The organism is Hydrogenispora ethanolica (assembly GCF_004340685.1).
Classification (GTDB): Bacteria; Bacillota; UBA4882; order UBA8346; family UBA8346; genus Hydrogenispora; species Hydrogenispora ethanolica.
In genome coordinates this window covers 37007-63113 of the sequence record NZ_SLUN01000010.1, presented here as the reverse complement: position 1 = coordinate 63113, position 26107 = coordinate 37007, and the positions used below count along the sequence as shown (strand labels likewise).

The window sequence follows — 26107 nt, the reverse complement described above, 5'->3', positions numbered from 1 at the left end:
GAAGATGGAAACAGGAACGGTAATGGTCAAACGGGGTTTGGCCGAGATGCTCAAGGGCGGCGTGATTATGGACGTGACAACGGCCGAACAGGCGAAGATCGCCGAGGAAGCCGGGGCGGTGGCGGTCATGGCCTTGGAACGGGTGCCGGCTGATATCCGCGCCGAGGGCGGCGTGGCCCGGATGTCCGATCCGGAGATGATCGTCCGGATTATGGAGTCGGTGACCATTCCGGTCATGGCCAAGGCCAGAATCGGGCATTTTGTGGAGGCCCAGATCCTGGAGGCGCTGGAGATCGACTATATCGACGAGAGCGAAGTCCTGACTCCGGCCGACGAGTCCTTCCATATCAATAAACACCAATTCAAAGTGCCCTTCGTCTGTGGCGCGCGGAACCTCGGCGAGGCTTTGCGCCGGATCGGCGAAGGCGCGGCGATGATCCGCACCAAAGGCGAGGCCGGAACCGGCGACGTGGTCGAGGCGGTCCGCCATATCCGCCAGGTGAATGAGGATATCCGGCGGGTCGTCAATGCTCCGGACGAAGAGCTGATGACCATCGCCAAGGAATTGGGCGCTCCTTACGAGCTGGTGCAAGAGGTCAAAAAAGCGGGCCGGCTGCCGGTGGTGAACTTCGCGGCGGGCGGCATCGCCACCCCGGCGGACGCGGCGCTGATGATGCAGCTCGGCTGCGACGGGATCTTCGTCGGTTCGGGCATTTTCAAGTCCGACAACCCGGCCGGGCGGGCCAAGGCCATCGTGGAAGCGGCGGCGCATTTCAACGACTGGAAGCTCTTGGCCGAAGTGTCGCGCGGCATCGGCACCGCGATGCGCGGCATTCATGTCGGCGCGATGAAAGAGGAAGACAAGATCGCCGGCCGGGGCTGGTAAGCGCTATCATACGAACGGAAGCGGGCGGTCGGACGACCGCCCCAATCATCGGGTCAATCGAGTTAAGAAGGTGACATCATGAAGATCGGCGTTTTAGCGCTCCAGGGAGCGGTCCGGGAGCATTCCAACGCCATCCGGGCCTGCGGGGCCGAGCCGGTGGAGGTCCGCTATCCGGAACAGTTCGCCGAGGTGGCGGGCCTAATTATCCCGGGCGGCGAAAGCACCACCGTCGGCAAGCTGCTCATCCGCTATCAGATGCTTGAGCCCCTGGCGAAGTTGGGCGGGGCCGGCTTTCCGATCTTTGGAACCTGCACCGGCCTGATTCTGCTGGCGCGGGAGATCATCGGCAGCGATCAGCCGCGGCTGGGCCTGATGGACATCACGGTCAACCGCAACGCTTTCGGCCGGCAGATCGCCAGTTTTGAGGCGGACTTGCCGGTGACGGAGATCGGCCCGCCCGACTTTCATACTATTTTTATCCGGGCTCCTTTCATCACCGCGGCCGGCCCGGGCGTTCAAGTCCTGGCCCGGCTGGATGAGAAGATCCTCATGGCCCGGCAGGGGAACCTCCTGGCCGCGGCGTTCCATCCGGAACTCACCGGAGACTTGCGGATTCATCAATATTTTTTGAAATTGTGTCGGAAGTAACATCCATTGTTTGATAGGTGAAACGGACGGCCGGAGCCCCAGAGGTTCCGGCCGTCTTTTTTGTCGCGCCGGAGCGTGGGGCGGGAGCGGCTGGCGAACGGCCAGCGAGCCGTGTGGCCGTGGAAAGCCGGGAGAAATCCCGGGACGATCCGGAAAAAGGCCGGACGGAAGGAGCGAAGCGGCCGGCGGGCCGGGAAGATGAATAGTCCGGTCTTCCGAAGCTTCGGGACGGCCGTCCCGGATCCTCGGAAGGTCTTCCCTTGCCCGCGGACGATCTTCTCAAGGCGCGGTCCGGGTCTCCGAAGCCTTCGGACGGTCTTCCGGGGCTTTGGGAAAGCTTCCCGAAGGCCAGGGAACGGGCGGAGCTCGCCCTGCTAATAAGCTAAATTTTTTTACAAAAAGTTCAAAAAAAGGTCATCCCTCTTCCAATAAATGCCGAAATATAAAACATAAGATTCATAATATTTTGGAAATGGACGCCGGAATCCGGGCGATTCCGGTGATTGGAGACTCAAGGCTCGGGAGGGGTCTTTGATGAAGCGGGAGTCGGATGCGCCAGGGCGGTTGGAAGGGAAGGCCGAACCGCGGCGGCGGAAGGGCCATCCCGGTTTTGGCAATCTTTTTGACCTGCGGCAGATCCAGAAGATTCAGGATACCTTCTCCAAGGCCACCGGGGTGGCTTCGATCATCACCGACGCCGCCGGCAAACCGCTGACCCGGCCGAGCAATTTTTGCCGGCTCTGCAAACTGATCCGCAGCACGCCCGAGGGCCTCGCCAACTGCATCCATTCGGACGCGGTGATCGGCCATTCCAATCCCTACGGCCCGAATATGAGCCCCTGTCTCAGCGGCGGGCTGTGGGACGGCGGCGCCAGCCTGTACGTGGACGGCAAACATGTCGGCAACTGGCTGATCGGCCAGGTCTTCACCGGGTCCGGCGAGGAGGAGCGGGTCCTCCAATATGCCAAAAGCCTCGGGGTGGCTCAGGAGAAGGTGCGCCAGGCCCTCGGCGAGGTCACCCGGATGCCGGAGGAGCAGTTTCGCAGCATCTGCCAGTTCCTTTTCTTAAACGCCCAACACCTGTCCAGGCTGGCCACGGAGAACCTCCGGAAAGAGCGGGAGATCGAGCGGCGCCGCGCCGCCGAGGCCGCCTTGCGCCAGGCCCGCGACGAACTGGAGCTGAAAGTCGATGCCCGGACCCAGGAACTCTCCTGCGCCAATGAGGAGCTGGTGGCCATGAACGAAGAGGTCACCGCCATGAATGAGGAACTGATTCACACCAATGAGCAGCTTTTGATCGAGGTGGAGGAGCGGCAAAAGGCGGAACAGGAGCTGACCGAGGCCATCGAATGGCTGAAAGCCATGCAAAGCCACTTGATCCAGTCCGAAAAGCTGGCGGCCCTGGGCGGCCTGGTGGCCGGCGTCGCCCATGAGATCAATACTCCGGTGGGAGTGGGCGTCACCGCCGCCTCGCACCTGAAGCAGGTCACCGAACGCTTTTTGGATCTCTGCCGGAACGGCGCGCCACGCCGCCGCGATTTGGTGGAGTACCTGGAAGATTTGGACGAGGCTTCGGACATCATCCTCAAAAACTTCCGCCGCGCCAGCGGCCTGATCCAAAGCTTCAAACAGGTGTCGGTCGACCAGTCCAGCGAGACCCGGCGCGTCTTTCAAGTCCGGCGCTATCTGGGCGAGATTCTGCTGAGCATGAATCCGCGGCTCAAAAAGACCCGGCACGCCATCACGGTGGAGTGCGACGACGGGCTGGAGATCGACGGTTATCCCGGCGCTTTCGCGCAGATCGTCACCAACCTGGTGATGAACTCGCTGAACCATGCCTACGGACCCGACGAGGCGGGCCGGATCCGCATCGCCGTCAGCCGGGAGGCGGCCGGGATTCAAATGGTCTACAGCGACGACGGCCGGGGGATCGACGAGGCGGTCATCGGCCGGATCTTCGATCCTTTCTTCACCACCAGGCGGGGGACCGGCGGGACCGGCCTGGGCCTGTTCGTGGTCTACAATATCGTCACCCAGCGGTTCGGCGGGACGATTCAGTGCGCTAGCCAGCCCGGCCGGGGAGCAACGTTCCATATCACTTTGCCGTTCTAAAAGCCATGTGATAAAGTCCTCAAATTCGGGAATCATCCTTTCAATGGACTAAAAAACGACTTTATCACTTGCTTTTCTGAGCTTTTGTGTTCACCCTGGCCTTCGGACAGGGTTTATCACAACGCTTCTAAGGAGGGAATGTCATGGCGGAATTGGATGAATTTCTCTTTGCCGAAGATGATGCCGGCCATTCCTGGCAGACCGAACCCGGGCCCGCTCCGACCGAGGGCAGTTGGAAACTGCTGATCGTCGACGATGAGCGGGATGTACACGATGTGACCAGGATGGCGTTGAAACGGCTGACCTTTGACTCCAAGGGGATGGAGTTTCTGAGCGCCTTCTCGGCCGCCGAGGCCAAGGAGGTCCTGCGCGCCCACCCGGAGATCGCCGTAATTCTGCTGGATGTGGTGATGGAGGAGGATGATTCCGGTCTGGCGCTGGTCCGCCACATCCGGGAGGAGTTGAAAAACACCATGGTCCGCATCATCGTCCGCACCGGCCATCCCGGCGAAGCGCCCGAGGAGAGCGTGACCGTGGAGTATGATATCAACGACTACAAGGAAAAGACCGAATTGACATCGCGCAGCCTGCGGACGGCCCTGATCAACGCGCTCCGCTCCTATCGCGACATCGCGACCATCCACGATCTGAATCAGGAGATCGAAGCCACCCAGAGCGAACTGATCTACGCCCTGGGCGAGATCGCCGAATCCCGCTCGGTGGAGACCGGGCACCACGTCAAACGGGTTGGAGAAATCGCCGGAATCCTGGCCCGCCACCTCGGCCTGGCCGAGCGGGAAGCGGCGTTGTTGCGGCTGGCCGCCTCCATGCACGATCTCGGGAAACTGGCGATCCATGACTCCATTCTCAAAAAAACCGGGCCGCTGACGGCCGCCGAATACGAGACGATGAAGCGCCACTCCCGGCTGGGCTACGAAATCCTGAAACGCTCCAAACGGCCGCTGCTCCAAATGGCGGCGACCATCGCCAAGGAGCATCACGAAAACTACGACGGGACCGGTTATCCCAGCGGCCTGAAGGGAGAAGCGATCAGCATCTACAGCCGGATCACCGCCTTGGCCGACGTCTACGACGCGTTGGGCATGAAGCGGTCTTACAAGGCCGCCTGGCCCCAGGCGCAAATCCTGGCCTACCTCCGGGAGCAGCGCGGCAAGAAGTTCGATCCGAGGCTGGTGGACCTCTTCTTCCAACATGCCGAGGAGATCGCGAGGGTCCGCCAGTTGTTCGGCGATGGGGAGCCCGCCGGTAATTAAGTACCGGGGCTCTTTTTTCATGCCTGCCGGAGCCGCTTTGAGAAAGCGGGGATTTCCTGGGCGGAATACCCGACCGCGGGAAGCAGTCTTTCCGAAGATTTTGATATCTTAATATCAAAATATTGTTGGAATCGTCCGATATTAAGAACAGTAGATTATCGGGTTAAAGTGGGGAATTGCTGATGAGAAAGAGGATCCATTTGAACGCCAGTCATTTTCTGATTGGCTTCGTCATTTTGGGCGGTCTTTTTTATTTCTTGACCCACCTGCAGGTGACGCGGATGGTTGACGGCCTGGTGGTGGAGAAACTGGATGCCGACAACCGGCTGGGGTACGCGCTGATCGCCGCGCAATACCCGGGGGACTGGGCGAAGATCGACGGCAAACTTTACAAGGGCGCGGCGCTGATCAACGGCAATCACCGGCTGGTGGACCAGATCCAGGCTCAGACCGGCTCGCTGGCCACGATCTTTCTGGAAGACACGCGGGTCGCCACCACCGTCAAGCAGTCCGACGGCACCCGGGCGGTGGGGACCCAGGCCTCCCCCGAGGTGGTGGAGGCAGTGCTAAAGCGGGGGAAACTCTTCCGGGGCCGGGCGGTGGTGGCCGGAACGGAATGCCGCACCCAATACCTTCCGTTGAAAGACGCCCGGGGCAAAGTGGTGGGAATGTGGTTTGTGGGCATCCGCGTGGCGGAGGTCAACCGCAAGGTAAAGGCGATCAATTTTCTGGCCGGCGCCTTTTCGCTCTTGCTGATCCTGATCGGCATGGGGATTTCGCTGTATTTCAACCGTTCGGTGGTTCGCCCGGTCCGGTCGGTCATCGCCGGGCTGCGGGGCATCGCCGGACAGGCGGTCGCGGCCTCGGACGAATTGACTTCCGGCAGTGAACAATTGTCCAGCGGCAGCAGCGAGCAGGCGGCCGCGATTGAGCAGACCTCGGCCACGCTGGAACAGTCGGCGGCGATGATCCGCCAGACCAGCGAGAATACGAAACTGGCCGCTTCCCTCTCCAAGCAGGTGAAAGATTTTTCGGACCGCAGCAACGACCGGATGCGGCAACTGGCGGATTCGATGAACGAGATCAAGCGCTCCAGCGCCCAGATTAATAAGATCATCAAGATGATCGACGATATCGCCTTTCAAACCAACATCCTGGCCTTGAATGCCGCGGTCGAGGCGGCGCGGGCCGGGGAGTCCGGGTTGGGCTTCGCGGTGGTGGCCGAAGAGGTGCGCAGCCTGGCGCAGCGCAGCGCGGAGGCTGCCCGGGAGAGCGCGATCATGGTGGAGAGCAACATCGAGCTGACCAACCGGGGCATGACCGATACGGCCATGGTCCAAGAGATGTTGCGGGAGATCGATATCCAGGTGAAGAAGCTCGACGAACTGATGGCCGAGATCGAGACGGCCAGCCAGGAGCAGACCCTCGGCATCGAACAGGTCCATAAGGCCATCGCCCAGATGGAGGTGGTGACCCAGCAAAGCGCCGTGGCCGCCGCAGAGAACTCCGCCGCGGCCGAGAAATTAAATGCCCAGGCGCAAAAGCTGATGGAGGCGATCGAAGAGCTCTCCGGACTGGTTTCCGACCGGAAAGCGGACTCCGCCGCGCGGCAGACGGCCGGAAACGCGGCCGCGGGTGGAGCGACCCTTTCCTAATGATGATTCGAGTTTTCCGGTTTAGCGGGCCGGCGGTTATCTAGCCGGCCCGCCGTCGCTGGTCAGGAGGATCCCATACTGGTGCGGCCGCCGGTCGCGGAAGACGCCCCAGTAGTGCCGGTAGGCGGCGATGGCGTCCAGGTCGAAGGAGGCGCTGACGAAGCTCTCCGCGGTCCGGTCGGCGGCGGCTACGATCTCCCCGGTAGGTCCGGCGATGAACGAAGAACCGTAGAAGGTCAGCTCCGAGCCGTCAATCCGCTCCGTGCCGACCCGGTTGGCGGCCACCAGCGGCATGATGTTGGCCGCGGCATGCCCCTGCATGGTCCGTTGCCAGTGCGGCTGAGAGTCGATGGCCGCGTCGCCGGGCTCCGAGCCGATGGCGGTCGGATAAAAGAGCAGTTCCGCTCCGAGCAGCGCCATGGAGCGGGCCGCTTCCGGGAACCACTGATCCCAGCAGATCCCCACCCCGATCCGGGCGTAACGGGTCGGCCAGACCTTGAAACCGGTATCGCCCGGATTAAAATAGTATTTCTCCTCATAGCCCGGACCGTCGGGAATATGCGTCTTGCGGTACACTCCCAATACGGTGCCGTCGGCGTCGATCACCGCCACCGAATTATAACGCGCTTGATTGCGGCGTTCAAAAAAGCTGACCGGCAGAACTACCCCGAGTTCCCGGGCCACGGCTTGAAAATGCCGCACCGCTTCATCCTCCTCCAGCTCCGCGGCAAGCTTGAAGAAGGCCGGCAGTTCCTTTTGGCAAAAATACGGCGTCTCGAAAAGCTCCTGCAACAGCACAATCTGCGCTCCGGCGGCGTGAGCCGCGCGCACCCACCGTTCCGCCTTGGCGATATTCTCAGCCGTAGACCAGCTGCAACTCATCTGCACCGCGGCCACTCGTACCTCGCGCATCCCAAAACCCCTCCTCCATGACCGGATGGTCGGCGGAGACCGGCATCTGCTGCGTAATGCAGTGAATATTGCCCCCGCCTTTGATGATCGTCATTCCGTCGACGCCCACGACCTTCCTGCCGGGGAAAGCCTGTTCCAGCGTCAACCGGGCTTGCTCGTCGCTTTCCCGGCAAGGACCGCCGAAGACCGGGAAGATCAGTCCGCCGTTGACCAGGTAGAAATTGATATAACTCATCGGCAGCCGTTTGGACTGAGAGTAGGTTGGCGGCGGTTGTCCGATGGGGATCACCGTCAGGTTGCGGCCCCGCGCATCCGTCTCGGCCGCCAGAATGCGCCGGTTTTCCCGGTAAATCGCGAAATTGGGATCGGCCGGATCGTCGCACGACTGGATCAGCACGGCGCCGGGCCGGGCGAAACAGGCGACGTTGTCCACGTGGCCGTCGGTTTCGTCCCCGGCCAGGCCCCGTTTCAGCCAGATCACTTTCTGGATGTTGAGATACTTGCCCAACAGCGCCGCGATCTCCGCCTTGGTCAGATGGGGGTTGCGGTTCCGGTTCAGCAGGCACTCCGCGGTGACCAATAAAGTCCCCTCGCCGTCCACATGGATGGAACCCCCCTCCAGGACCATGGGGGCGTTGAAACAAGGAATTCCCAACCGTTGCAGGAGGGTGGGCGCGACCCGGTCATCGTCATCCCACGCCCCGGTCTTGCCGCCCCAGGCGTTAAACCGCCAATTGATGCCGGCCAAGCGGTTCCGGTCGTCGACCACGAAAGTGGGACCGTTGTCGCGCATCCATGAATCATCATGCGGGATGGCCAGGGGACGGACCGTGGGGCCGCAGTATTGCGCGGCCCGGTCCAATTCCTCCGGCCTGGCCAGCATGAAAACCGGCTCAAAGACGGCGATGGCTTTGGCGGCCGCGGCATAAGCCCGCCGGGCCAATTCGATATGCTCCGGCCAGATGCTTTGGTTCACGGGCCATTCCATAAAGGTGCAGGCATGGCGGGTCCATTCGGCCGGCATTCGGAAATTCAGATCCGTGGGAGTTGTCATGACATCCTCCTGGTGATGTTAGCTTTGAGCAGATGAAACGGCGCAGTCGATCGTCCGCATTCTGTGCAATCGGACGATTGACTTTTTAAATCTAAAAATAATTGAGATCCGGGTTGAAGTCAATGTGCATTCGGGACATTGCAATTGTGCATTCTGCACAAGAGGTTTGGTCGTTCCTGTTTGTGTACAATTTGCAACAAGGTATGCTATAATAAGGGCAATTCGTTAATGTAATGTTTATGTTATATAACTTCGAAATATATTATAATTATATCACTTGATTGAGCAATTGTGTAATAAATACTAACATTAAAATGACTATCAAATGAAATGAAATGTCTTCGATGGTGAGTCTGAAAGCCGGTACGATAGGATTTTTAGGAATGGAGGGAGATTATGTCCGAAATTTTGAAGATGTATATCAACGGCCAATGGGTTCTCGCGCAGTCCGGCGCGACCCGGGCGATTGTCAATCCCGCCAACGGCGAGAAGATTGCCGTCGCCGCCGAAGGCGACGCGGCGGATGCCCAAAAAGCGATCGCCGCGGCGCGGGCGGCTTTCGACGCCTCTCTATGGCGGACGGTCCCTGCGGCGGAACGGGCCCGGATGCTGTTGGCGGTGGCGGACCGTTTGGAAGCGGCCGGGGCCGAGTTCGCCCGGAATGAGACCCTGGACAACGGCAAGCCGTTGCGGGAGTCGCAGTTCGACGTGAATGACGCCTGTGCCTGTTTCCGTTATTACGCCGGTTTGGCCACCAAGCCCCAGGGCCAGACCTACGAGGTGGCCGACCCGATGCAGGCGATGACGGTCCGCGAGCCGATCGGCGTCTGCGGCCAGATCATCCCCTGGAATTACCCGCTGCTGATGGCCGCCTGGAAACTTGCGCCGGCGCTGGCCGCCGGCAACACGGTGGTCTTTAAGCCTTCGGAGCTGACGCCGGTGAACGCGGTCCGGCTCTTCGAGATCCTGGAGCAGGTGGGCTTCCCGCCCGGCGTCGCCAATCTGGTGCTGGGCGCCGGGGCTACGGTCGGCCAGGCGATCGCCGCCAGCCACGACGTGGATAAGGTGGCCTTCACCGGCGGGACCAAGACCGGCCGGAGCATCATGAGCGCGGCGGTGGGCAATCTGAAAAAGATCTCCCTCGAACTCGGCGGTAAATCCCCCAACATCGTCTTCGCCGACGCCGATTTCGAGACTGCCGTCGATTACGCGTTATTCGGCATCTTCTGCAACCAGGGCCAGGTCTGTTCGGCCGGCTCCCGGTTGCTGGTTGAGGAGGGGATTTACGACCGCTTCATCGCGCGGCTGGTGGAACGGGCCAACAAGATCCGGGTCGGTCCGGGGCTGGATGAAGGGAGCGAGATGGGGCCGTTGGTCTCCGAGGCCCATCTCCAGAAAGTGCTGGACTATATCGGGATCGGGATCGCCGAAGGGGCCAAGCTGGCCTGCGGCGGCGGCCGGATCGCCGAAAACGGCCTGGAAAAGGGGTATTTCATGGCCCCGACCATTTTCGTCGATGCCCGCGAGGAGATGCGGATCGTCCAGGAAGAGATCTTCGGCCCGGTGCTGGCGGTGCTGAAATTCAAGGATGAGGCCGAGGCGGTCCGGATGGCCAACAACTCCATTTACGGCCTGGCGGGCGCGGTTTTCACCGGCGACGGGGCCAAGGCGCTGCGCGTCATCAAACAGTTGCGGGCGGGCATCACCTGGATCAACGCCTATCACCCCACCTATAACGAAGCCCCCTGGGGCGGTTACAAACAGAGCGGCATCGGCCGGGAGCTGGGGACCTACGGTTACGAGCAGTATACCGAGGTCAAGCAGATCAATATCAATCTGAAAGTGGAGCCCATCGGGTGGTTCTCCGAATAAGCCGGCGATGGGACTGTTTTATCAAATTATCAAGCGAGGAACATGCCACAATCCGGGTTGGCGTTCGGGAAACGGATTGCGGCAGCGATTGGGAAAGGGTTGCTGAAGATGGCGGATAACATGGTCCAATTGGTGAATGTGGTCAAGGACTTCGGTTCTTTCAAGGCGGTGAAGAATATTTCGCTCGACATCAAGCAGGGAGAGTTCCTCACCTTGCTGGGGCCGAGCGGCTGCGGCAAGACCACAACGCTGCGGATGATCGCCGGGTTCGAGGAGCCGACCAGCGGCCGGATCCTGCTGGAGGGCCGACCGGTCGAGGACAAACAGCCGCATGAGCGCAACGTGAATACGGTTTTTCAGAACTACGCCCTTTTTCCGCATATGAATGTCTATCACAATATCGCCTTCGGCCTGGTGATGAAGAATGTTCCCAAGGCCGAGGTGAGCCGGAAGGTGGGGGAGGCCATTGCCCTGGTGCAACTGACCGGTTTTGAAAAGCGCATGCCCGATCAGCTGAGCGGCGGGCAGTGCCAGCGGGTGGCGATCGCCCGGGCCATCGTCAACAGTCCCAAGGTATTACTGCTGGATGAGCCCTTGGGCGCGCTCGACCTGAAACTGCGCAAACAGATGCAGGTCGAACTGAAACACCTTCAAAAGCGGCTGGGAATCACCTTTGTCTACGTCACCCATGACCAGGAGGAAGCCCTGACCATGTCCGACCGGATCGCCGTCATGAACCGGGGCGTCATCGAGCAGATCGGGACGCCGGACCAGATCTACGAACGGCCGGAGACCCGGTTCGTGGCCGGCTTCATCGGAGAGACCAATCTCTTCGAGGGCGTGGTGGGGGCGATCGACGGCCGGTATGTGCTGGTGGATTTCGAAAACGGCCGGGTCCCGGTGGTCGACCGCGACCTGCGCGTCGGCGATGCGGTCTACCTGGCCGTCCGGCCGGAGCGGATCCGCTGCGGTTTTGACCGGGAAGAGCATGGCCCGGTTTTGCGCGGCTGGTTTAAGGAACGGATTTATGCCGGATCGGTGCTCAAAACCATTGTCAGCCTGCCCAATTCGCAGGAGGTCGTGGTCAACGAGATGGCCGGCCAGACGCCGTCGGAACTGCTCGAAGAGGGCAAAGAAATCTATTTGAGCTGGGACCCCGAGCACGCCGTCGTCATGAAAGCCCGGCAGGAAGGGCCCGAGGCGGCGCTGGCGCCGCTGCGGCTGCGGGTGTAGCGATGGGGTATCCGCGAGTTGTAATTTTGGGGGTGACCGTGTATGAATGAACCGATGATTGCTTCCGCCGGAATGGAAGAGCAGGCGGCGCTGGCCCAGGAACGGGAGCTGGCGGCCGGGGCCGCCGGTAAGCGCAAGCGGCGGGACTGGGGACCGCTCTGGACCCTGTCGCCGGTGTTTTTCTGGATGATCTGTTTTGTCGCCGCGCCGCTGGCCATCATCGTCCTGGTCAGTTTCTTCACCCGGGGCCTGTACGGCGGCATCGACTACCTCTTTACGCTGGAAAACTACGTCCGGATGTTCAATCCGCTCTATTTCAAGATTCTCGGGTCTTCCTTGAGCGTCTCGTTCTTTACGACCCTCTTCTGCCTGCTGTTGGGTTATCCCTTCGCTTATTTCGTGGCCCGGGCGCCCCAAAAGATCCGGTCGATCCTGCTGATGCTGATCATCATTCCGTTCTGGAGCAACTCGCTGGTGCGGACCTACGCCTGGATCGTGCTGCTCCGGACCGAAGGGATCATTAATACGGTCCTGATTCAGCTGGGCCTGATCACCGAACCGCTGAAGCTGCTTTATAATGAGACCGGGGTGTTGATCGGCATGGTCTACACGCTGTTTCCCTTTATGGTGCTGCCCCTGTACACCTCGATCGAAAAGCTCAACCCGTCGCTCCTGGAAGCCGCGAGCGACTTGGGGGCGGTCGCCTGGAAGCGCTTCGTCCGGATCACCCTGCCGCTGACGATGCCGGGGATCGTCGCCGGATCGATTCTGGTCTTCATCCCGACTCTGGGCTACTTCTTCATCCCCGACCTGATGGGCGGGAGCAAGACCATGCTGATCAGCAACCTGATCAAGAACCAGTTCCTTACGGCGCGCGATTGGCCGTTCGGCTCGGCGCTCTCGATCCTGCTGATCCTGCTGACGCTGGTGCTGATCGGGTTCTATATGCGGCTGGCCCGGTCCCAGAGCGATATGGAGGTCTTCGGCGCATGAAACGGAAACTGTTTCGCTGGACCTCGCTCCTCTATACCATGCTGATCTATCTGGTGCTCTACGTGCCCATCGTGGTGCTGGTGGTCTATTCGTTCAACCAGTCCAAGCTGAATGTGATTTGGACCGGCTTCACCCTGGACTGGTACGGCTCGCTGCTGCGCAACGAGGACGTGCTGAGCGCCTTCAAGAACAGCCTGATCCTGGCGGTCATCAGCACGGTGGTGTCGGCGATGATCGGCACCCTGGCCGCGGTGGGGATGTACCGCTATCGCTTCAAGGGCAAGAGCGTGCTCGACGCCCTGCTCTATATCCCGGTGGTCATTCCGGAGATCGTCATGGGCATCGCGCTCCTGGCGCTCTTTGCCCAGTTCCAGGTGGCGCTGGGGATGTTCACCCTGATCTGCGCCCATGTGGCCTTCAGCATCCCCTTCGTGGTGCTGGTGGTCAAGGCGCGGCTGGACGGGTTCAACCGCTCGATCGAGGAGGCCGCGATGGATCTGGGGGCCAATCCGTGGCAGACCTTCCTCCGGGTGACGCTGCCGGTGATCATGCCGGGGATCATCTCCGGCGCGATGCTGGCTTTCACCCTCTCCCTGGACGACGTGGTGATCAGCTTCTTCGTGGCCGGGCCCCAGAGCACCACGCTGCCGCTGAAGGTCTTCTCCATGGTCAAATTCGGAGTTTCGCCGGAGATCAACGCCCTGTCCACCATCATGCTGGTGATTACGCTGAGCGTGGTGGTGATCGCGGAGAGCATCCGGTATAAGAAGGAAGCGTAGCTTTTTCCGCGGGCTACCGCAATGGTTTCAAATTGGAAAGGATGGGATAGTTTGAGCAGCAGTACCGATTATCGCGAGATTCAAGAGTATACCGCCAAGGTGCTGGAGATTATCGAACGCAAGGAGGTCACGCCGGAGATCGGCGCGTGGATCACCCGCCAGACGGTGGACGGGTTCCGGGAGCATGTCAACCCCGGTTTCCTGGAGTACCGGAAATCGGTGACCAAGGGCGGCCAATACGCGGCGGTGGAGTGGAAAGACTCCGGACCCAGCTGCTTCACGGATATCGGCGGCAAGGAGTATATCGACTGTCTGGGCGGGTTCGGCATCTACAATGTGGGCCACAGCCATCCCAAGGTGCTCCGGGCGGTCAAGGCCCAGATGGAGCGGCAGCCCCTGCACAGCCAGGACCTGCTCGACCCGTTGCGGGCGATCCTCGCCAAAATCTTGGCCGATCTGACCCCCGGCGATCTGAAATACAGTTTCTTCACCAACAGCGGCACCGAATCGGTGGAAGCCGGATTGAAGCTGGCCAAGGCCTATCAGAACCGGCGCGGCAAGCAGACCTTCATCGCCGCCACCCGGGCCTTTCACGGCAAGAGTCTGGGCTCGCTCTCCGGCACCGCCAAGGGCGCCTTCCGCAAGCCGTTCATGCCGTTCATTCCCAACTTCCGCCATGTGATGTTCGGCGATATCGACATGATGTACAAGACCATGCAAGCCTGCGCCATGACCGGCGACGATGTGGCGGCGGTGCTGGTCGAGCCGATCCAGGGCGAAGGCGGCGTGATCCTGCCGCCCGACAATTACCTGGCCGAGCTGCGCGACCTGTGCAACCGCTTCGGGGCGCTGCTGATCCTGGACGAGGTCCAGACCGGAATGGGCCGGACCGGCAAGATGTTCTGCTGCGAACATTACGGAGTCGTGCCGGACATCCTCTGCCTGGCCAAAGCGTTCGGGGGCGGGGTGATGCCGGCGGGCGCCACCATCGCCACCGAGGAGGTCTTCTCCTGTTTGTTTGAGAATCCGTTCCTGCATACCACGACTTTTGGCGGCAATCCGCTGGCCTGCGCGGCGGCGATCGCCACCATCAACGTGCTGATCGAGGAGAAGCTGCCGGAACGGGCGCTGGAGACCGGCGCCTACCTGCTGGCCAACCTGAAGGAAGTGGTGAAGCCCTATCCCGACAAGGTCCTGGAGGTACGGGGCAAAGGCTTGTTGATCGGCGTCGAATTCGTGGACGACCAGATCGGCTACGACGCCTCCAAGGGACTCTTCGACAACGGCGTGCTGGTGGCGGGGACGCTGATCAACGCCAAGACCATCCGGATCGAACCGCCCCTGACCATCACCCGGGAACAGTGCGACCGGGTCTGCGAGACGCTGGCCAAGGTACTGGCGAATCTGACGGTTTAGCATCTGTCCGAAAATACACTTCAAATTATTTTAATGGAGGGATCGAGATGAGCGAATGCGCAATGAAGACCAGACGGCGGGTCTGGGGGGCCCTGTTGGCGGGGATGCTGCTGGCGGTGGGAGTTTTCTCCGCCGGCTACCGGACCGGAACGGCCCATGCCGCGGCCAAGGAACTGAACTTTTTCAACTGGTCCAACTACATGCCCCAGTCGGTGCTGGATAAATTCAAGCAGAAGTACGGCATCAAGGTCAATTACAGCACTTTTTCGTCGAACGAGGAGATGCTGGCCAAGATTCAGGCCGGCGGCGCCTCCCAGTACGATCTGGCGGTGGCCAGCGATTACATGATCCAGATCATGCTGAAGCAGAAGAACCTGCTGCTGCAGCCGATCAACCTCAAGAATATTCCCAATTTCGCCAATATCGCGCCGCTGCGCAAGAACCTTTTCTTCGATCCCAGGAACAAGTACACCGTGCCCTACATGTGCGGCACCGCGCTGATCGCCGTCAATACCGCCAAGGTCAAATGGCCGATCAAGAGCTATAAGGACCTCTGGGATCCCCGGCTCAAAGATGCGCTGGTGGTTCTGGACGACCAGCGGGCGATCATCGGCATGGCCCTCAAGAAGCTGGGCTACTCGCTGAACGAGACCGATCCCAAACGGTTGAAGCAAGCCCAGGCCGAGCTGGTCAAGGTGCTCCCCAATATCAAGGCCTATGACAGCGACAGCCCCAAGACGCTGCTCATCAACGGCGAGGCCGCGGTGGGCATGATCTGGAGCGCCGAGGCGTCGCTGGCCAAACGGGAGAATAAGAACATCCAGATCGTCTTCCCGGCCGAAGGAATGTACCTGTGGCAGGACAATTTCTTCATTCCGAAGGGTTCGCCCCATAAGAAAGAGGCGGAGCTGTTCGTCAACTTCCTGCTGGACCCGCAGACGAGCGCGATGATCTCCAAGGAACTGCCGTATACCAATCCCAACCAGGCGGCCATGAAGTATGTGGATAAGACGTACCGGGAGGATGTCGCCGCCAATCCGCCCCAGGCGGAGCTGGACAAGGGCGAGTACCTGAAGGACGTGGGCGCCGCCACCCGGGTCTACGACCAGATCTGGTCGGAGATCAAGCAGAACTGAGCGGTCGCCATGAGCGATTTTGAGCTGGTGATCCGGAACGGGACGTTGATCGACCCCGAGCGCCGCCGGGTCACGGTCGGCAATCTCGGCGTCCAAAACGGGCGGATCGCCGCCCTGACCCGCGCCGAGCTGGCGGGGGAGCGGGAGATCGACGCCGGGCTGCGGGCGGTCTGTCCCGGATTCATCGACATCCACGCCCATGTGGACGGCCATCCCTACTCGGCCCGGCGCATGGCCGGGCAGGGCGTGACCACCACGGTGGGCGGCAACTGCGGCATGGGGCCGCTGGATCTGGAAGACTGCTTCGCCGGGCTCGACCGGCGGGGCTTCCCGATTCACCAGGCGATGCTGGTCGGGCACTCCTTCGCCTTGCGCGAGGCGGCGGGGGCCCGCAATCCCCGGCGGCCGGCCACGCCGGAGCAGATCCGGACCATGCTGGCGCTGGCCGAAAAGGCGCTGGCGGCCGGGGCGGCCGGAATCTCCTTCGGCCTGGAATACGCGCCGGGCTCCTCCTGGGAGGAGGTGCTGGCCCTGAGCCAATTGGCGGCCCGCCACGGCAAACTGGTCGCCATCCACCTGCGCACCGACGGCTGGGCCGGGCTCGACGCGCTCCGGGAAGCGCTGCGACTCAACGAGCGGACCGGAGCCGCGCTGCAGATCTCCCATCTCGCGTACCAGCTGGGCATGGGAATGATGACCGAGGCGGTCGGGATGCTCGACGCGGCGGTGGCCGGGGGCCGGGACGTGACCGCCGACAGCGGGATGTACCACGCTTTCGCCACCTATATCGGCAGCGCGGTCTTTGACGAAGGCTGCGTGGCCAAATGGGGCTGCGGCTATCAGGACTTGTACGCGGCCACCGGCCCCTACGCCGGGAAGCCGTTGACCGAGGCGATCTACCGGGAGTTACGGGCCGGCCGCGGCCGGGACGTGGTGGTGGCCTTCGCGGGCCGGGAGGCCGAGGTCTATGAGGCCTTGCTGCCGGAGTACGTGATGGTTTCCAGCGACGGCGCGGTGGGGCGCCCCGGGCCGGGTAACGGCCATCCCCAGGATGTGGGAACCTTTCCGCGCTTTTTCCAGAAGGCGGTCCGGGAGACCGGAACGCTGTCCCTGCTGGAGGCGGTCCGCCGCTGCACGCTGCTCCCGGCCGAACGGCTCGGCCTGAAGAACAAGGGCCGGCTGCGGGTCGGCGCCGACGCCGACCTGGTCATCTTCGACCCGGAGACTATCGCCGACCGGGCAGGCTATCCCGGCTTCGGGCAGCCCGACGCCGCCCCCGCGGGCATCCGGGCGGTCATCGTGAATGGCGTGGTGGTGGCCGAGGAAGGCGCGGTCCGGGAGACGGCCCTGCCGGGCCGGGCGGTCCGCGCCGCGAACCAGGTTTGGCATTGGGTCTGAATGATGCCGGAGGGGATCGGCCCGATTCGCCGGGATGGAAACCGGGGATGCTTCCCCAAGGTTTGGGGAAGCATCCGCAAGGCTTGTCGAGGCTTCCCGAAGGATTCGTCCTCTTTCCCGGAACCTTGGGGAAGCATCCCGAAGCTTCGGTCCCCTATCCCGGAACCTTGGGGATGGTTCCCGAAGCCTCCGGGTATCTAGGATGATCTTTCGGGAAGAAAGGATCCGAAGATCCTCTGAAAGGATCAGCGGATCCCTTACAAGGATGAAAACCATCCCTAACACGGATCATGACATCCCTTACAAGGATCGAAAGATCCGATAAAAGGATCGCGGCATCCCTTACAAGGATGGCTTTCATCCTAACAAGGATGAAGAAGATCCGAGTTGGACGAAAGACCATACCTTACATGAGAGGGAATTTACTAATATATTAGGTGGGCCGGGATGAAGGACGAAGGAGTGAAACCGGCGGGATGGAGCAGTTCCGAGATACGGCGGCTTCCGAAGCAACGGTTTCCGGCCTGGAATTTGGAATTTCACACTTCAAAGCCCTGGCGGGGGAATCCTTTGAGCGGTCGCCGCCATGCTCCGCAGGGAAGGGAGATTGTTGGGAGAGATAAAATCCGTCGCGGCTTTCCATTCGACCGGAAACGCCGGCGACAGCTATCGGTTAGGAGTGTTCACTGGATGGACTTTGAATATCATCTGCCGGTGCGGCTGATCTTCGGCCGCGCCAAGTTGGAACGGCTGGGCGAGATCGCCGCCGGATACGGCCGGAAGGCATTGCTCGTCACCGGCAAGCACAGCGCCCGGGCCACCGGCTTGTTGGACAGGAGCCTGGCGTTGCTGGAGGGGACCGGGCTGGCGACCGTGGTCTTCGACCGGGTGGAACCCAACCCGCTGACCACCACGGTGCATGCCGGAGCGGAACTGGCCCGGGCCGAGGCTTGCGACGTCGTTATCGGGCTGGGCGGCGGCAGCGCCCTGGATACGGCCAAGGGGATCGCCTTCGCCGCGGTCAATCCCGGCGACATCAGCGAATATATCTTCGGCAAGCCCGGCGCGGGCGCGCTGCCCATCGTCGCGGTCACCACCACGGCGGGCACGGGCAGCGAAGGCGACAGCCTGGCGGTCTTCACCAATCCGGCGACCAAGGACAAAAAGTCACTGAAGTCGCCTTTCATTTACCCCAAAGCGTCGATCATCGATCCGGAACTCCTGACCACGCTCTCGCCGGCGCTGATCGCCGCCACCGGTATCGATGTGCTCTGCCACGCCATGGAGGGCTTCATCGGCCGGCGTTCCCAACCCATTAGCGACGCCATGGCCCTGCAAGCCATCGCACTGATCGGCCGGAACCTGCCGGCCGTCTATGAGGACCCTGGCGATGTCGCGGCCTGGGAGAAGGTGGCCCTGGCCAACACCCTGGGCGGCATGGTCATCGATTGCGCCGGCGTGGCGCTGCTGCACGGGCTGGAGCATCCGGTCAGCGGCCTGCTGGACGTGACTCACGGCCAGGGGCTGGCCGCCATGCTGATTCCCTTCATGGAGTTCAGCCTGGAGGCGGCGGCCGGAAAGTTCAAGGCCATCGCCGCGGCCCTGGGCGAAGACACCGCCGGCAGGACCGACGCCGCGGCCGCGGCCCTGAGCGTCGACGCGGTCCGGCGGCTATTGGAACGGCTGCGGCTCACGCCGCGCCTCCGCGACCTGGGGGTCACCTGGGAACAGGTGGAATGGCTCTCTGAAAACAGCCTGCGCACCATGGCCTATGCCTTGGGCAACAATCCCAGGGCCGCCGGCAGGGAGGAGATCAAGGCGCTCTATTTGAAGTGTCTGTGATGCCGGGTCCCCGGGGAACTGGCGGAAGGCTTCGGCTTCGCAGGAATGAAATTGGGTTGGGACCGGCCCGTGATCGCGCGGCCGGTCCGAATAAATTCGCATATTGAAGGTGCATAACTGATGATCAATGAAAAACTCGCCCAGATCGTGACGCCCCAGTTGCCGGGTCCGAAGTCGCGGGAGCTGGCGGCCAGACGGGGGGATTTCGTGGCCCGGGGCGTCAGCAACAGTACCGGAGTGTTCGTGGCCGAAGCCGACGGCGCGTTGCTCAAGGATGTGGACGGCAATGTCTTCATCGATTTCGCCGCCGCCATCGGCGTGCAGAATGTCGGCCACTGCCACCCGGGAGTGGTCGCAGCCATCCGGGCGCAGGCCGAGCGGTATCTCCATCCCTGTTTTCATGTGGCGATGTACGAACCGTATGTGGCCCTGGCCGAGCGGCTGGCCGGCCTGACTCCGGGCGCGTTCCCCAAAAAGGCGATGTTCGCCAACAGCGGCGCCGAGGCCGTCGAGAACGCGGTGAAGATCGCCCGCCGTTATACCGGGAAGACCGGGATCCTCTCGCTGGAGAACGCTTTCCACGGCCGGACCTACATGACCATGACCCTCACCAGCAAGGTCAAACCCTATAAGAACCGCTTCGGGCCCTTTTGCCCGGAGACGTTTAAGATCCCTTCCCCCTACTGTTACCGCTGTAGCGCGGGGACGGGTTATCCCCAGTGCGGCATGGCCTGCGTGGAAAAGTTGCGCCATCTGTTAAAAACCGAGCTGGCCTCGGACAACATCGCGGCGCTCATCGCCGAGCCGCTCCAGGGCGAAGGCGGCTTCATCGTCGCCCCACCGGAGTTTCTCCCGGCTGTCCAGTCGCTCTGCCGCGAGTACGGGATCGTCTTCGTGGTGGATGAGATCCAGACCGGCTTCGCCCGGACCGGCAAGCTCTTCGCCTCCGAATACTATGATATCGAGCCGGATCTGATGACCCTCTCCAAGTCGCTGGGCGCCGGCGTGCCCATCAGCGCGGTGGTCGGAAAGGCCGAGATCATGGATGCGCCGGATCCGGGCGAGATCGGCGGGACCTATGGCGGCAGCCCGTTGGGCTGCGTCGCCGCCCTGGAAGTGATCCGGTTCATTCAGAAAGAGGATCTAGCGGCCAAGGCGGCCCGGATCGGTGCGGTCATGGCGGACCGGCTGGAACGGATGAAGGAACGTTACAGCGTCATCGGCGACGTCCGGGGCCTGGGCGCGATGCGCGCCGTGGAATTCGTCAAAGACCGCCGCACCAAGGAACCGGACGCGGCCATCGTCAAAAAGGTGATCGGACTGGCGCTGCAACGCGGGCTGATCCTGCTCGGCGCCGGCATGCTCGGCAACGTCATCCGCTTCCTGCCGCCGCTGGTGGCCACCGCGGAACAGGTGGAGCTGGCGATGGATATTTTGGAAGAGGCGATCGGGCAGTGCGTGGAGTGATTGATGTGGAAGTTAAAGATCAAATGTTTGAAATTACGATCAAAGATTGAATCCTGGTAGAACTTTATGGAGTTTAAGAAGGTTTTTTCTGTATGCCCACGGTTCCGGCGGCGGGTTACTTTTGGAGCGCCCCAAAAGTAACCAAAAAGGCGCTGGAACCTACGGCTTCCAGACCTCCCTTTATGCATCCGAGTCATCGTCTTCGCCATCCCTGGCCTTCTGTCTGGCAACCGGGTCTTGGCTTTCGATGTCCCCTCCGCGGGGCGACCGCTGTTTTTCCTCCGGGAAAAGAAGCGGCACCCGTCTCCCTCCATGGAGACGGGTGCTATTCGTGAGTTTGTGCTGCTAAACTCAATTTAGGATCAAAATCATAACTTTCGTAAACCCCTGCTTTCAGGTAAGAAGGCGGACGGCGCATATTTCGAGGATGAAAAACTGCGGTCGTCATCGGGAGCCTACAGTTGGTTGCCAGTCAGAGTGTCATGGATGGCGACGGCATGCTAGAACCCCGGATGAATGAGGAGGGCTTGGAACCTCGGTTCTCAGGGGCAGGACGCCCTAAAGATGAGGCCCCATGAATGGAAAAGCTGAATCCAACTGGGCGGAATCCAAAGGGTGTCCCACTACACTCTTTGGTCCTGGAGGGTGTGGGAGGCAGGAATAGCCTCCCATCGGCCTTCAACATAAATTATCACGGAAATCCCGCAACCTGAGAGGAAAACCAATGGCTGTTCGTTGTGGCGATATCATCAATCTCCCCTCCCTGCAAAAGATCCGCCTGGTGGCCGGGGCGGACGGTTTGGACCGCAATGTGCGTTGGGTCTATGCCGTCGAGGTTTTGGAGGATACCTTGCAGGTATCGACCTGGCTCAACGGCGGCGAATTGCTCTTTCTGACCGGGATCGGCCTGAAAGAGGACGCGCAACTGCTGCCGGAGCTGATCCGGAGCGTGGCGGCGAAAAACATCGCCGGCCTGGTCGTCTTCACCGGGCCGTATGTCAAGAGCATCGCCGCGGCGGCCGCGAACGCAGCCGACGAGCTGAAGATCCCCCTCTTCGAATTGCCGTGGGAGGTCAAGCTGGTCGAGGTCACTCATGAGATCTGCAGCGCCATCATTATGAAGGAGATGGAAGAACGGTCGCTCCATAACCTGCTGGAGAACATCCTCTTCAGCCATTTCGATTCCTCCGACAATTTCCGGCAGATCACCGCGCTGTACGGCTATAATCTGGCCGAACCGCACCGGGTGCTGATCGCCGATATCGACGATTTTGAGAGCTTCCTCAAGAGCCGGGCGCTGGGGGGAGAGAAGGAAGTCATCGAGCTGAAACAGCGGTTTCAAAAGGTGGTCCAGAACGCCCTGGCCCGTTACAACCTGAAAGCCCTATCCATGCCGCGCAGCGATTCGATCATCATTTTGCTGCCCGCTCCGGTGGACGATGACAACATCGTAAAAAAACTGGTCGACCAGATCCGGAAGGGCGTGGCCGAGCGGCTGGGACTCACCGTGAGCGTGGGGATTGGCAACTGCTACCGCGAGCTGAAAGAGATGAAAAAAAGCCTGCATCAGGCGGAGCAGGCGTTGCAAGTGGCCAAGCGGGACCGGGCCAAGAATTCGACCCGCTTCTATCAGAATTTGGGCATCTACCGGATCTTGCTGGGCTATGACAACCGCCCGGAGCTGGAGAGCATTTTCCGGGAGATGCTGGGGGAGCTGGTCCAGTACGACCGGCTGAACGGCACCGACCTGCTGGGGACGCTGGAGGTCTTCCTGGAGGAACAAGGGAACCAGATCACCGCCGCCCGCCGGCTGTTCATCCATCGCAACACCCTGGCCTACCGGCTGCAGAAGATCGAGAGCATTTCCGGATTCAGCATGAGCAGCGCCGAAGATTGTTTCAATCTGCAATTGGCCCTGAAGATCCGGAAGTTATTGGCGCAGATTATGCCATAGGACTGGAAGAAGCTGAAATAAAGGCTCCGGGAGCAACCGTTCCGGGGCTTTTTGTTTGGCCGGGCGTGACGCTCTTTTTTGATGTCATTCCGTGCTTTAGCCCCTGGGAGTCGGATGGTAACGTTTTTTAACAAAATTTTTGTAACCGGCAGGAATTTTGAGAAGCGGCTCGAAATGAATATGTAGATTGTCGACAATTTTATATTGGGAGTTTTTCAGATGACCGTTTTCAATCCCCCGAAAAGCAATTTATTGCATATTGAAGTGATCAACGCGATCATTAACGCCATCGTTTCCGGCTCGTTGAAGCCCGGCGACCGTATCATCGAACAGCATATCGCCGAGCAGATGCAGATCAGCCGGGCTCCGGTCCGCGAGGCCATCCGCGAGCTGGTGGCGCAGGATATCATCAAGTTTCTGCCGCGCAAGGGCGCTTATATCGCCCCCTTGAATCCCAAGAATGTTCAAGAAGTCTATCTCCTCCGCAGCTGCCTGGAAGGGCTGGCCGCCCGCCTCGCCACCGAATGGCTGACCGAGGCCGACTTGAATCAGTTGTATCTGCTCAATTTCAAAATGGGCGAAGCGACCTTGAAAAACGACGCCTTGGCCTTCATCGAATCGGACCTGGCTTTCCATGACTTGATCTGCCATCGCTGCGATCATGCCCAATTAATCAAGATGTTGGAGGGAGTGCGGGTCCAGACCCGTTTATACATGATCATGTCGAAATGGAACCTCGTGGCCCATTCGCAGCTGAATCGGGAAATGAATGCCCATCAGCCGATCTTGGACGCCTTTCGGGAGCGGAATCCCGAAGCGGCCGAGCAGACGATCCGCGCCCACATCATTACCTCGGGAAACCTGTTATTGGAATATCTGGCCGGGGATGAAGAAAAAGAGAACCCCGAAAAGGAGCCGGACGAATCCCGGCTTTGAAATAGCCTTCCGGCCTAAAGACCGCCCGTCAAAGACAGCGCTCCCGGTTTACCGTTATTTTTTTTGCAATATGCTTGTTGATTGTCGACAATTTATAATGAAGTTCAAATTGTTACGACAGTACAAACCCAAACCCATTAGAAGAAACTTTTGATAAAGGGGGCGATGGAAGAGGAGCCATCAGTCAAGGGGTTGTAAAAAAAGAGGTAGCAATTCGAGGGAGGGAAAAACATGTTGAAAAAAATGTCGCTGTTGGGTCTGCTGACGCTGGTGCTGCTCTTGACCGCGCAGACTTTCGCCGCTCCGGCGGTCATCACCTTTTTGTCGCCGGAGACCGATCCCAGTTCCATTAAGGTAGACAATAGCATCATCGCTGCTTTTGAAAAAAGCCATCCGGGCGTAAAAGTCAAATTGACCCACGCCAATTTGAATGATGTCCTGCCGAAGTTGTCGGCGATGTTGCGGGCCGGAACTGCCCCGGATCTGGCCTACAGTTCGCCCAAGTTTGTGCCGCCCCTGGTGGATCAGGGTCAGCTGGTGACGATGGACGACGTGTTTAAGAAATTGGGCGATATTCCCCGCAAATTCGTGACCGTCAACAGCAAGGGCCGGATCTATGACATCCCGGCCGCGCAGGAAGTCCGGTTGCTGTATTATCGGAAAGACCTTTTCACAGCGGCCGGAATCAAGCCCCCGACCACTTTCGATCAATGGCTGAAAGCGGCGAAAGCGTTGACCGTGGATACCAACAATGACGGCAAGATCGATCAGTATGGCATCTCGGTCACCGGAGCTCCTCCGGAAGTCAGCTATGACTTTGCCTGTTTATTGTGGGCCAACGGCGCCGAATTGTTCGATTCCAAACTGCGGGTGGCGATCGATTCCCCCAAAGCCGTTGAGGCGTTGGAGTTCTTGGGCAAGCTGAAGGAATTCTCGCCGCCGGGCGTGGCCAATACCACGTATAAGGACGTCTCCGTCAATTTTGCCAACGGCGTGGCGGCCATGGCCCTTTATCCGGGGCGGATGCTGCTCAATATCGACCGCTACAATCCGGGACTCGCTCCCAAAGTCGGGATCGTACCGGTTCCCTACGGTCCGGGGAACGAGAGCAAAAAACCGCTTACCCATACTGCGATCAACAATTTCATCATCTTTAAAACTTCCAAAAATGTGAAAGCCGCCAAGGAATTCGTGACCTTCTACATGCAGGACAAACAGTACTTGGCCTTCCTGGTCGGTTCCGCCCCCGGGCATAGCTTGCCGGTGCGCAATGGCTGGTTGAAAAACCCCGATTATTTTGCGGATCCGGCGATTGCCAAATGGAAGGACCTGGTGAAAGAATCCATGGATTATTCCTTTAAATACGGCACCGATTTTCTTTTCCGGCATCCGGGCATCGTCGATCCCTATGTGGGCCGGGCTACCGCCGATCCGACCTTCTCGCGGGAGATGAACCGCTTTATATCCGGAGAGTCATCCGCCAAGCAGGCGCTCACCGCCACGGGTGAGGCCTGGCGGGAGATGTTCGGCATCAAATAAGTTTGATGTTTGAAAGGATATCGCGGCATCGGATCAATGCTCCGATAGCTAGCGAATCAAAACTTGGAAACAGGGATCGGGCGTTTTCACGCCCGATCCCGATAATGGGGTGGATGCGGTGTATAAAAAGGATCATCTCATCGGGATCGCATTTTTGGTACCGGCTATAATTTTCATGGCAATTCTGATCGTGTATCCCTTGGTAAATTCGTTCACGTTGAGCTTTTACCGGCAACTGATCTATGAGACTCAGGGAGTGTATGTCGGTTTTCAAAACTATCTGAAAATACTGTATGATCCGGGTTTTTGGCAAGCGTTTAAGTTGAGTCTCATTTGGACGGTCACCACGATCGCCGGGCAAGTCGTGATCGGAGTGGCGGCCGCGCTCATTCTGCACGCCGATTTCAAAGGACGCGGCTTAGCCAGGGCCTTTGTGATGTTGCCTTTTTTTATGCCGACAGTCGCCGTGACCTTGATGTGGAAATGGCTGCTGAATGAGCAATACGGCTTCGTCAATTATTTGCTGATGTCCTTGCACGTCATCGAAAAACCCATCAGTTGGCTGGGCACTTCCTCGCTGGCCATGGCCTCGATCGTTTTTATCGGAATCTGGCGTTATTTCCCCTTTGTAACCATTAACGTGTTGTCCCGGTTGCAAACCATCCAGCAGGAACTCTACGAGGCCGCCAGTATCGACGGGGCAAATTCCTGGAAGAAATTCTGGTACATAACGCTCCCGGAGATCAAAGGCGTGCTCGCGGTGGTGATTCTGCTGCGCAGCCTGTTTATGTTCAATAAAGTGGATATTATCCTGCTTTTGACCAAAGGTGGCCCCGGCACCAGCACGCTTACGCTGCCGGTCCAGGCTTACAGCTATGCGTTTGAAGGAATGCAGCTTGGAAGGGGCTCGGCGAACGCGATCATCCAATTCCTTATTGTACTGGCATTTATTCTGATTTATATCCGAACGACCAGCCAGGCGTCGAAAGGGAGGGTCTAGC

Annotated in this window: 19 protein-coding genes and 1 pseudogene; 18 read left to right on the top strand and 2 right to left on the bottom strand. The window is 60.1% G+C overall.

Features of this window, described 5'->3' with window-relative positions:
- Positions 1 to 4: 4 nt before the first annotated feature.
- The 5 genes from pdxS to EDC14_RS09970 all read left to right on the top strand — a co-directional run bounded on the left by pdxS (position 5) and on the right by EDC14_RS09970 (position 6575).
- On the top strand, positions 5 to 886 hold the full coding sequence (gene pdxS / locus EDC14_RS09990) for a pyridoxal 5'-phosphate synthase lyase subunit PdxS (RefSeq protein WP_132014148.1): 882 nt from the start codon (positions 5 to 7) through the stop codon (positions 884 to 886).
- 78 nt (positions 887 to 964) lie between these two features.
- On the top strand, positions 965 to 1534 hold the full coding sequence (pdxT, locus tag EDC14_RS09985) for a pyridoxal 5'-phosphate synthase glutaminase subunit PdxT (RefSeq protein ID WP_132014147.1): 570 nt from the start codon (positions 965 to 967) through the stop codon (positions 1532 to 1534).
- A 534-nt stretch (positions 1535 to 2068) separates the two neighbouring features.
- Positions 2069 to 3646 (top strand): PocR ligand-binding domain-containing protein, encoded by a 1578-nt coding sequence (locus EDC14_RS09980; protein WP_132014146.1) that lies wholly within the window; start codon positions 2069 to 2071, stop codon positions 3644 to 3646.
- Between the two features lie 143 nt (positions 3647 to 3789).
- Entirely contained in the window at positions 3790 to 4920 is a 1131-nt protein-coding gene (locus tag EDC14_RS09975; RefSeq protein WP_132014145.1) for an HD-GYP domain-containing protein, read from the top strand.
- A 182-nt stretch (positions 4921 to 5102) separates the two neighbouring features.
- Positions 5103 to 6575 carry a methyl-accepting chemotaxis protein gene (locus EDC14_RS09970; RefSeq protein WP_132014144.1) on the top strand — a complete coding sequence of 491 codons (1473 nt, stop codon included), beginning with the start codon at positions 5103 to 5105 and terminating at the stop codon, positions 6573 to 6575.
- A 36-nt stretch (positions 6576 to 6611) separates the two neighbouring features.
- On the opposite strand, the gene aguB is transcribed toward EDC14_RS09970, so the two are convergent.
- Positions 6612 to 7487: an N-carbamoylputrescine amidase gene (gene aguB, locus EDC14_RS09965; protein WP_132014143.1), complete on the bottom strand. Its 876-nt coding sequence runs from the start codon at positions 7485 to 7487 to the stop codon at positions 6612 to 6614.
- Complete coding sequence (locus EDC14_RS09960; protein WP_132014142.1) at positions 7432 to 8541, bottom strand: agmatine deiminase family protein; 1110 nt, start codon at positions 8539 to 8541, stop codon at positions 7432 to 7434. The genes aguB and EDC14_RS09960 overlap by 56 nt, the downstream gene beginning before the upstream one ends.
- Before the next feature lie 396 nt (positions 8542 to 8937).
- On the opposite strand from EDC14_RS09960, the gene EDC14_RS09955 reads away from it, so the two are divergent.
- The 13 genes and pseudogenes from EDC14_RS09955 (at position 8938) to EDC14_RS09895 (ending at position 26106) form a co-directional block, all read left to right on the top strand.
- A complete protein-coding gene (locus tag EDC14_RS09955) occupies positions 8938 to 10413 on the top strand; it encodes an aldehyde dehydrogenase family protein (RefSeq protein WP_132014141.1) in 1476 nt (491 codons plus the stop codon).
- Positions 10414 to 10521: 108 nt separating this feature from the next.
- A complete protein-coding gene (locus EDC14_RS09950) occupies positions 10522 to 11646 on the top strand; it encodes an ABC transporter ATP-binding protein (protein ID WP_132014140.1) in 1125 nt (374 codons plus the stop codon).
- Positions 11647 to 11718: 72 nt separating this feature from the next.
- The gene (locus EDC14_RS09945) at positions 11719 to 12639 is read left to right on the top strand and encodes an ABC transporter permease (RefSeq protein ID WP_132014210.1); all 921 of its coding nucleotides are present in this window, start codon (positions 11719 to 11721) and stop codon (positions 12637 to 12639) included.
- Positions 12636 to 13400: pseudogene (locus tag EDC14_RS09940) on the top strand (ABC transporter permease); the annotation flags it as partial. The gene EDC14_RS09945 and the pseudogene EDC14_RS09940, both read left to right, overlap by 4 nt.
- Positions 13401 to 13439: 39 nt before the next feature.
- Positions 13440 to 14834, top strand: a complete 1395-nt coding sequence (locus tag EDC14_RS09935) for a putrescine aminotransferase (protein ID WP_132014138.1) — start codon at positions 13440 to 13442, stop codon at positions 14832 to 14834.
- Between the two features lie 47 nt (positions 14835 to 14881).
- Entirely contained in the window at positions 14882 to 15970 is a 1089-nt protein-coding gene (locus tag EDC14_RS09930) for a polyamine ABC transporter substrate-binding protein (RefSeq protein ID WP_132014137.1), read from the top strand.
- 9 nt (positions 15971 to 15979) lie between these two features.
- Positions 15980 to 17368 carry an N-acyl-D-amino-acid deacylase family protein gene (locus EDC14_RS09925; RefSeq protein WP_132014136.1) on the top strand — a complete coding sequence of 463 codons (1389 nt, stop codon included), beginning with the start codon at positions 15980 to 15982 and terminating at the stop codon, positions 17366 to 17368.
- Between the two features lie 690 nt (positions 17369 to 18058).
- Positions 18059 to 19210: an iron-containing alcohol dehydrogenase gene (locus tag EDC14_RS09920; RefSeq protein ID WP_132014135.1), complete on the top strand. Its 1152-nt coding sequence runs from the start codon at positions 18059 to 18061 to the stop codon at positions 19208 to 19210.
- A gap of 120 nt (positions 19211 to 19330) precedes the next feature.
- Positions 19331 to 20677, top strand: a complete 1347-nt coding sequence (gene gabT / locus EDC14_RS09915; protein ID WP_132014134.1) for a 4-aminobutyrate--2-oxoglutarate transaminase — start codon at positions 19331 to 19333, stop codon at positions 20675 to 20677.
- A gap of 724 nt (positions 20678 to 21401) precedes the next feature.
- Positions 21402 to 22631: a PucR family transcriptional regulator gene (locus tag EDC14_RS09910; protein WP_132014133.1), complete on the top strand. Its 1230-nt coding sequence runs from the start codon at positions 21402 to 21404 to the stop codon at positions 22629 to 22631.
- 219 nt (positions 22632 to 22850) lie between these two features.
- Positions 22851 to 23567, top strand: a complete 717-nt coding sequence (locus EDC14_RS09905; protein WP_132014132.1) for a GntR family transcriptional regulator — start codon at positions 22851 to 22853, stop codon at positions 23565 to 23567.
- A 231-nt stretch (positions 23568 to 23798) separates the two neighbouring features.
- The gene (locus tag EDC14_RS09900; protein ID WP_132014131.1) at positions 23799 to 25106 is read left to right on the top strand and encodes an ABC transporter substrate-binding protein; all 1308 of its coding nucleotides are present in this window, start codon (positions 23799 to 23801) and stop codon (positions 25104 to 25106) included.
- Positions 25107 to 25224: 118 nt separating this feature from the next.
- Entirely contained in the window at positions 25225 to 26106 is an 882-nt protein-coding gene (locus tag EDC14_RS09895) for a carbohydrate ABC transporter permease (RefSeq protein ID WP_132014130.1), read from the top strand.
- Position 26107 lies beyond the last annotated feature (1 nt).

Coding starts and splice junctions, on each gene's coding strand:
- pdxS (WP_132014148.1), top strand. CDS start 5: ATGGAAACAGGAACGGTAATGGTCAAACGGGGTTTGGCCGAGATGCTC.
- pdxT (WP_132014147.1), top strand. CDS start 965: ATGAAGATCGGCGTTTTAGCGCTCCAGGGAGCGGTCCGGGAGCATTCC.
- EDC14_RS09980 (WP_132014146.1), top strand. CDS start 2,069: ATGAAGCGGGAGTCGGATGCGCCAGGGCGGTTGGAAGGGAAGGCCGAA.
- EDC14_RS09975 (WP_132014145.1), top strand. CDS start 3,790: ATGGCGGAATTGGATGAATTTCTCTTTGCCGAAGATGATGCCGGCCAT.
- EDC14_RS09970 (WP_132014144.1), top strand. CDS start 5,103: ATGAGAAAGAGGATCCATTTGAACGCCAGTCATTTTCTGATTGGCTTC.
- aguB (WP_132014143.1), bottom strand. CDS start 7,487: ATGCGCGAGGTACGAGTGGCCGCGGTGCAGATGAGTTGCAGCTGGTCT.
- EDC14_RS09960 (WP_132014142.1), bottom strand. CDS start 8,541: ATGACAACTCCCACGGATCTGAATTTCCGAATGCCGGCCGAATGGACC.
- EDC14_RS09955 (WP_132014141.1), top strand. CDS start 8,938: ATGTCCGAAATTTTGAAGATGTATATCAACGGCCAATGGGTTCTCGCG.
- EDC14_RS09950 (WP_132014140.1), top strand. CDS start 10,522: ATGGCGGATAACATGGTCCAATTGGTGAATGTGGTCAAGGACTTCGGT.
- EDC14_RS09945 (WP_132014210.1), top strand. CDS start 11,719: ATGGAAGAGCAGGCGGCGCTGGCCCAGGAACGGGAGCTGGCGGCCGGG.
- EDC14_RS09935 (WP_132014138.1), top strand. CDS start 13,440: ATGGTTTCAAATTGGAAAGGATGGGATAGTTTGAGCAGCAGTACCGAT.
- EDC14_RS09930 (WP_132014137.1), top strand. CDS start 14,882: ATGAGCGAATGCGCAATGAAGACCAGACGGCGGGTCTGGGGGGCCCTG.
- EDC14_RS09925 (WP_132014136.1), top strand. CDS start 15,980: ATGAGCGATTTTGAGCTGGTGATCCGGAACGGGACGTTGATCGACCCC.
- EDC14_RS09920 (WP_132014135.1), top strand. CDS start 18,059: ATGGACTTTGAATATCATCTGCCGGTGCGGCTGATCTTCGGCCGCGCC.
- gabT (WP_132014134.1), top strand. CDS start 19,331: ATGATCAATGAAAAACTCGCCCAGATCGTGACGCCCCAGTTGCCGGGT.
- EDC14_RS09910 (WP_132014133.1), top strand. CDS start 21,402: ATGGCTGTTCGTTGTGGCGATATCATCAATCTCCCCTCCCTGCAAAAG.
- EDC14_RS09905 (WP_132014132.1), top strand. CDS start 22,851: ATGACCGTTTTCAATCCCCCGAAAAGCAATTTATTGCATATTGAAGTG.
- EDC14_RS09900 (WP_132014131.1), top strand. CDS start 23,799: ATGTTGAAAAAAATGTCGCTGTTGGGTCTGCTGACGCTGGTGCTGCTC.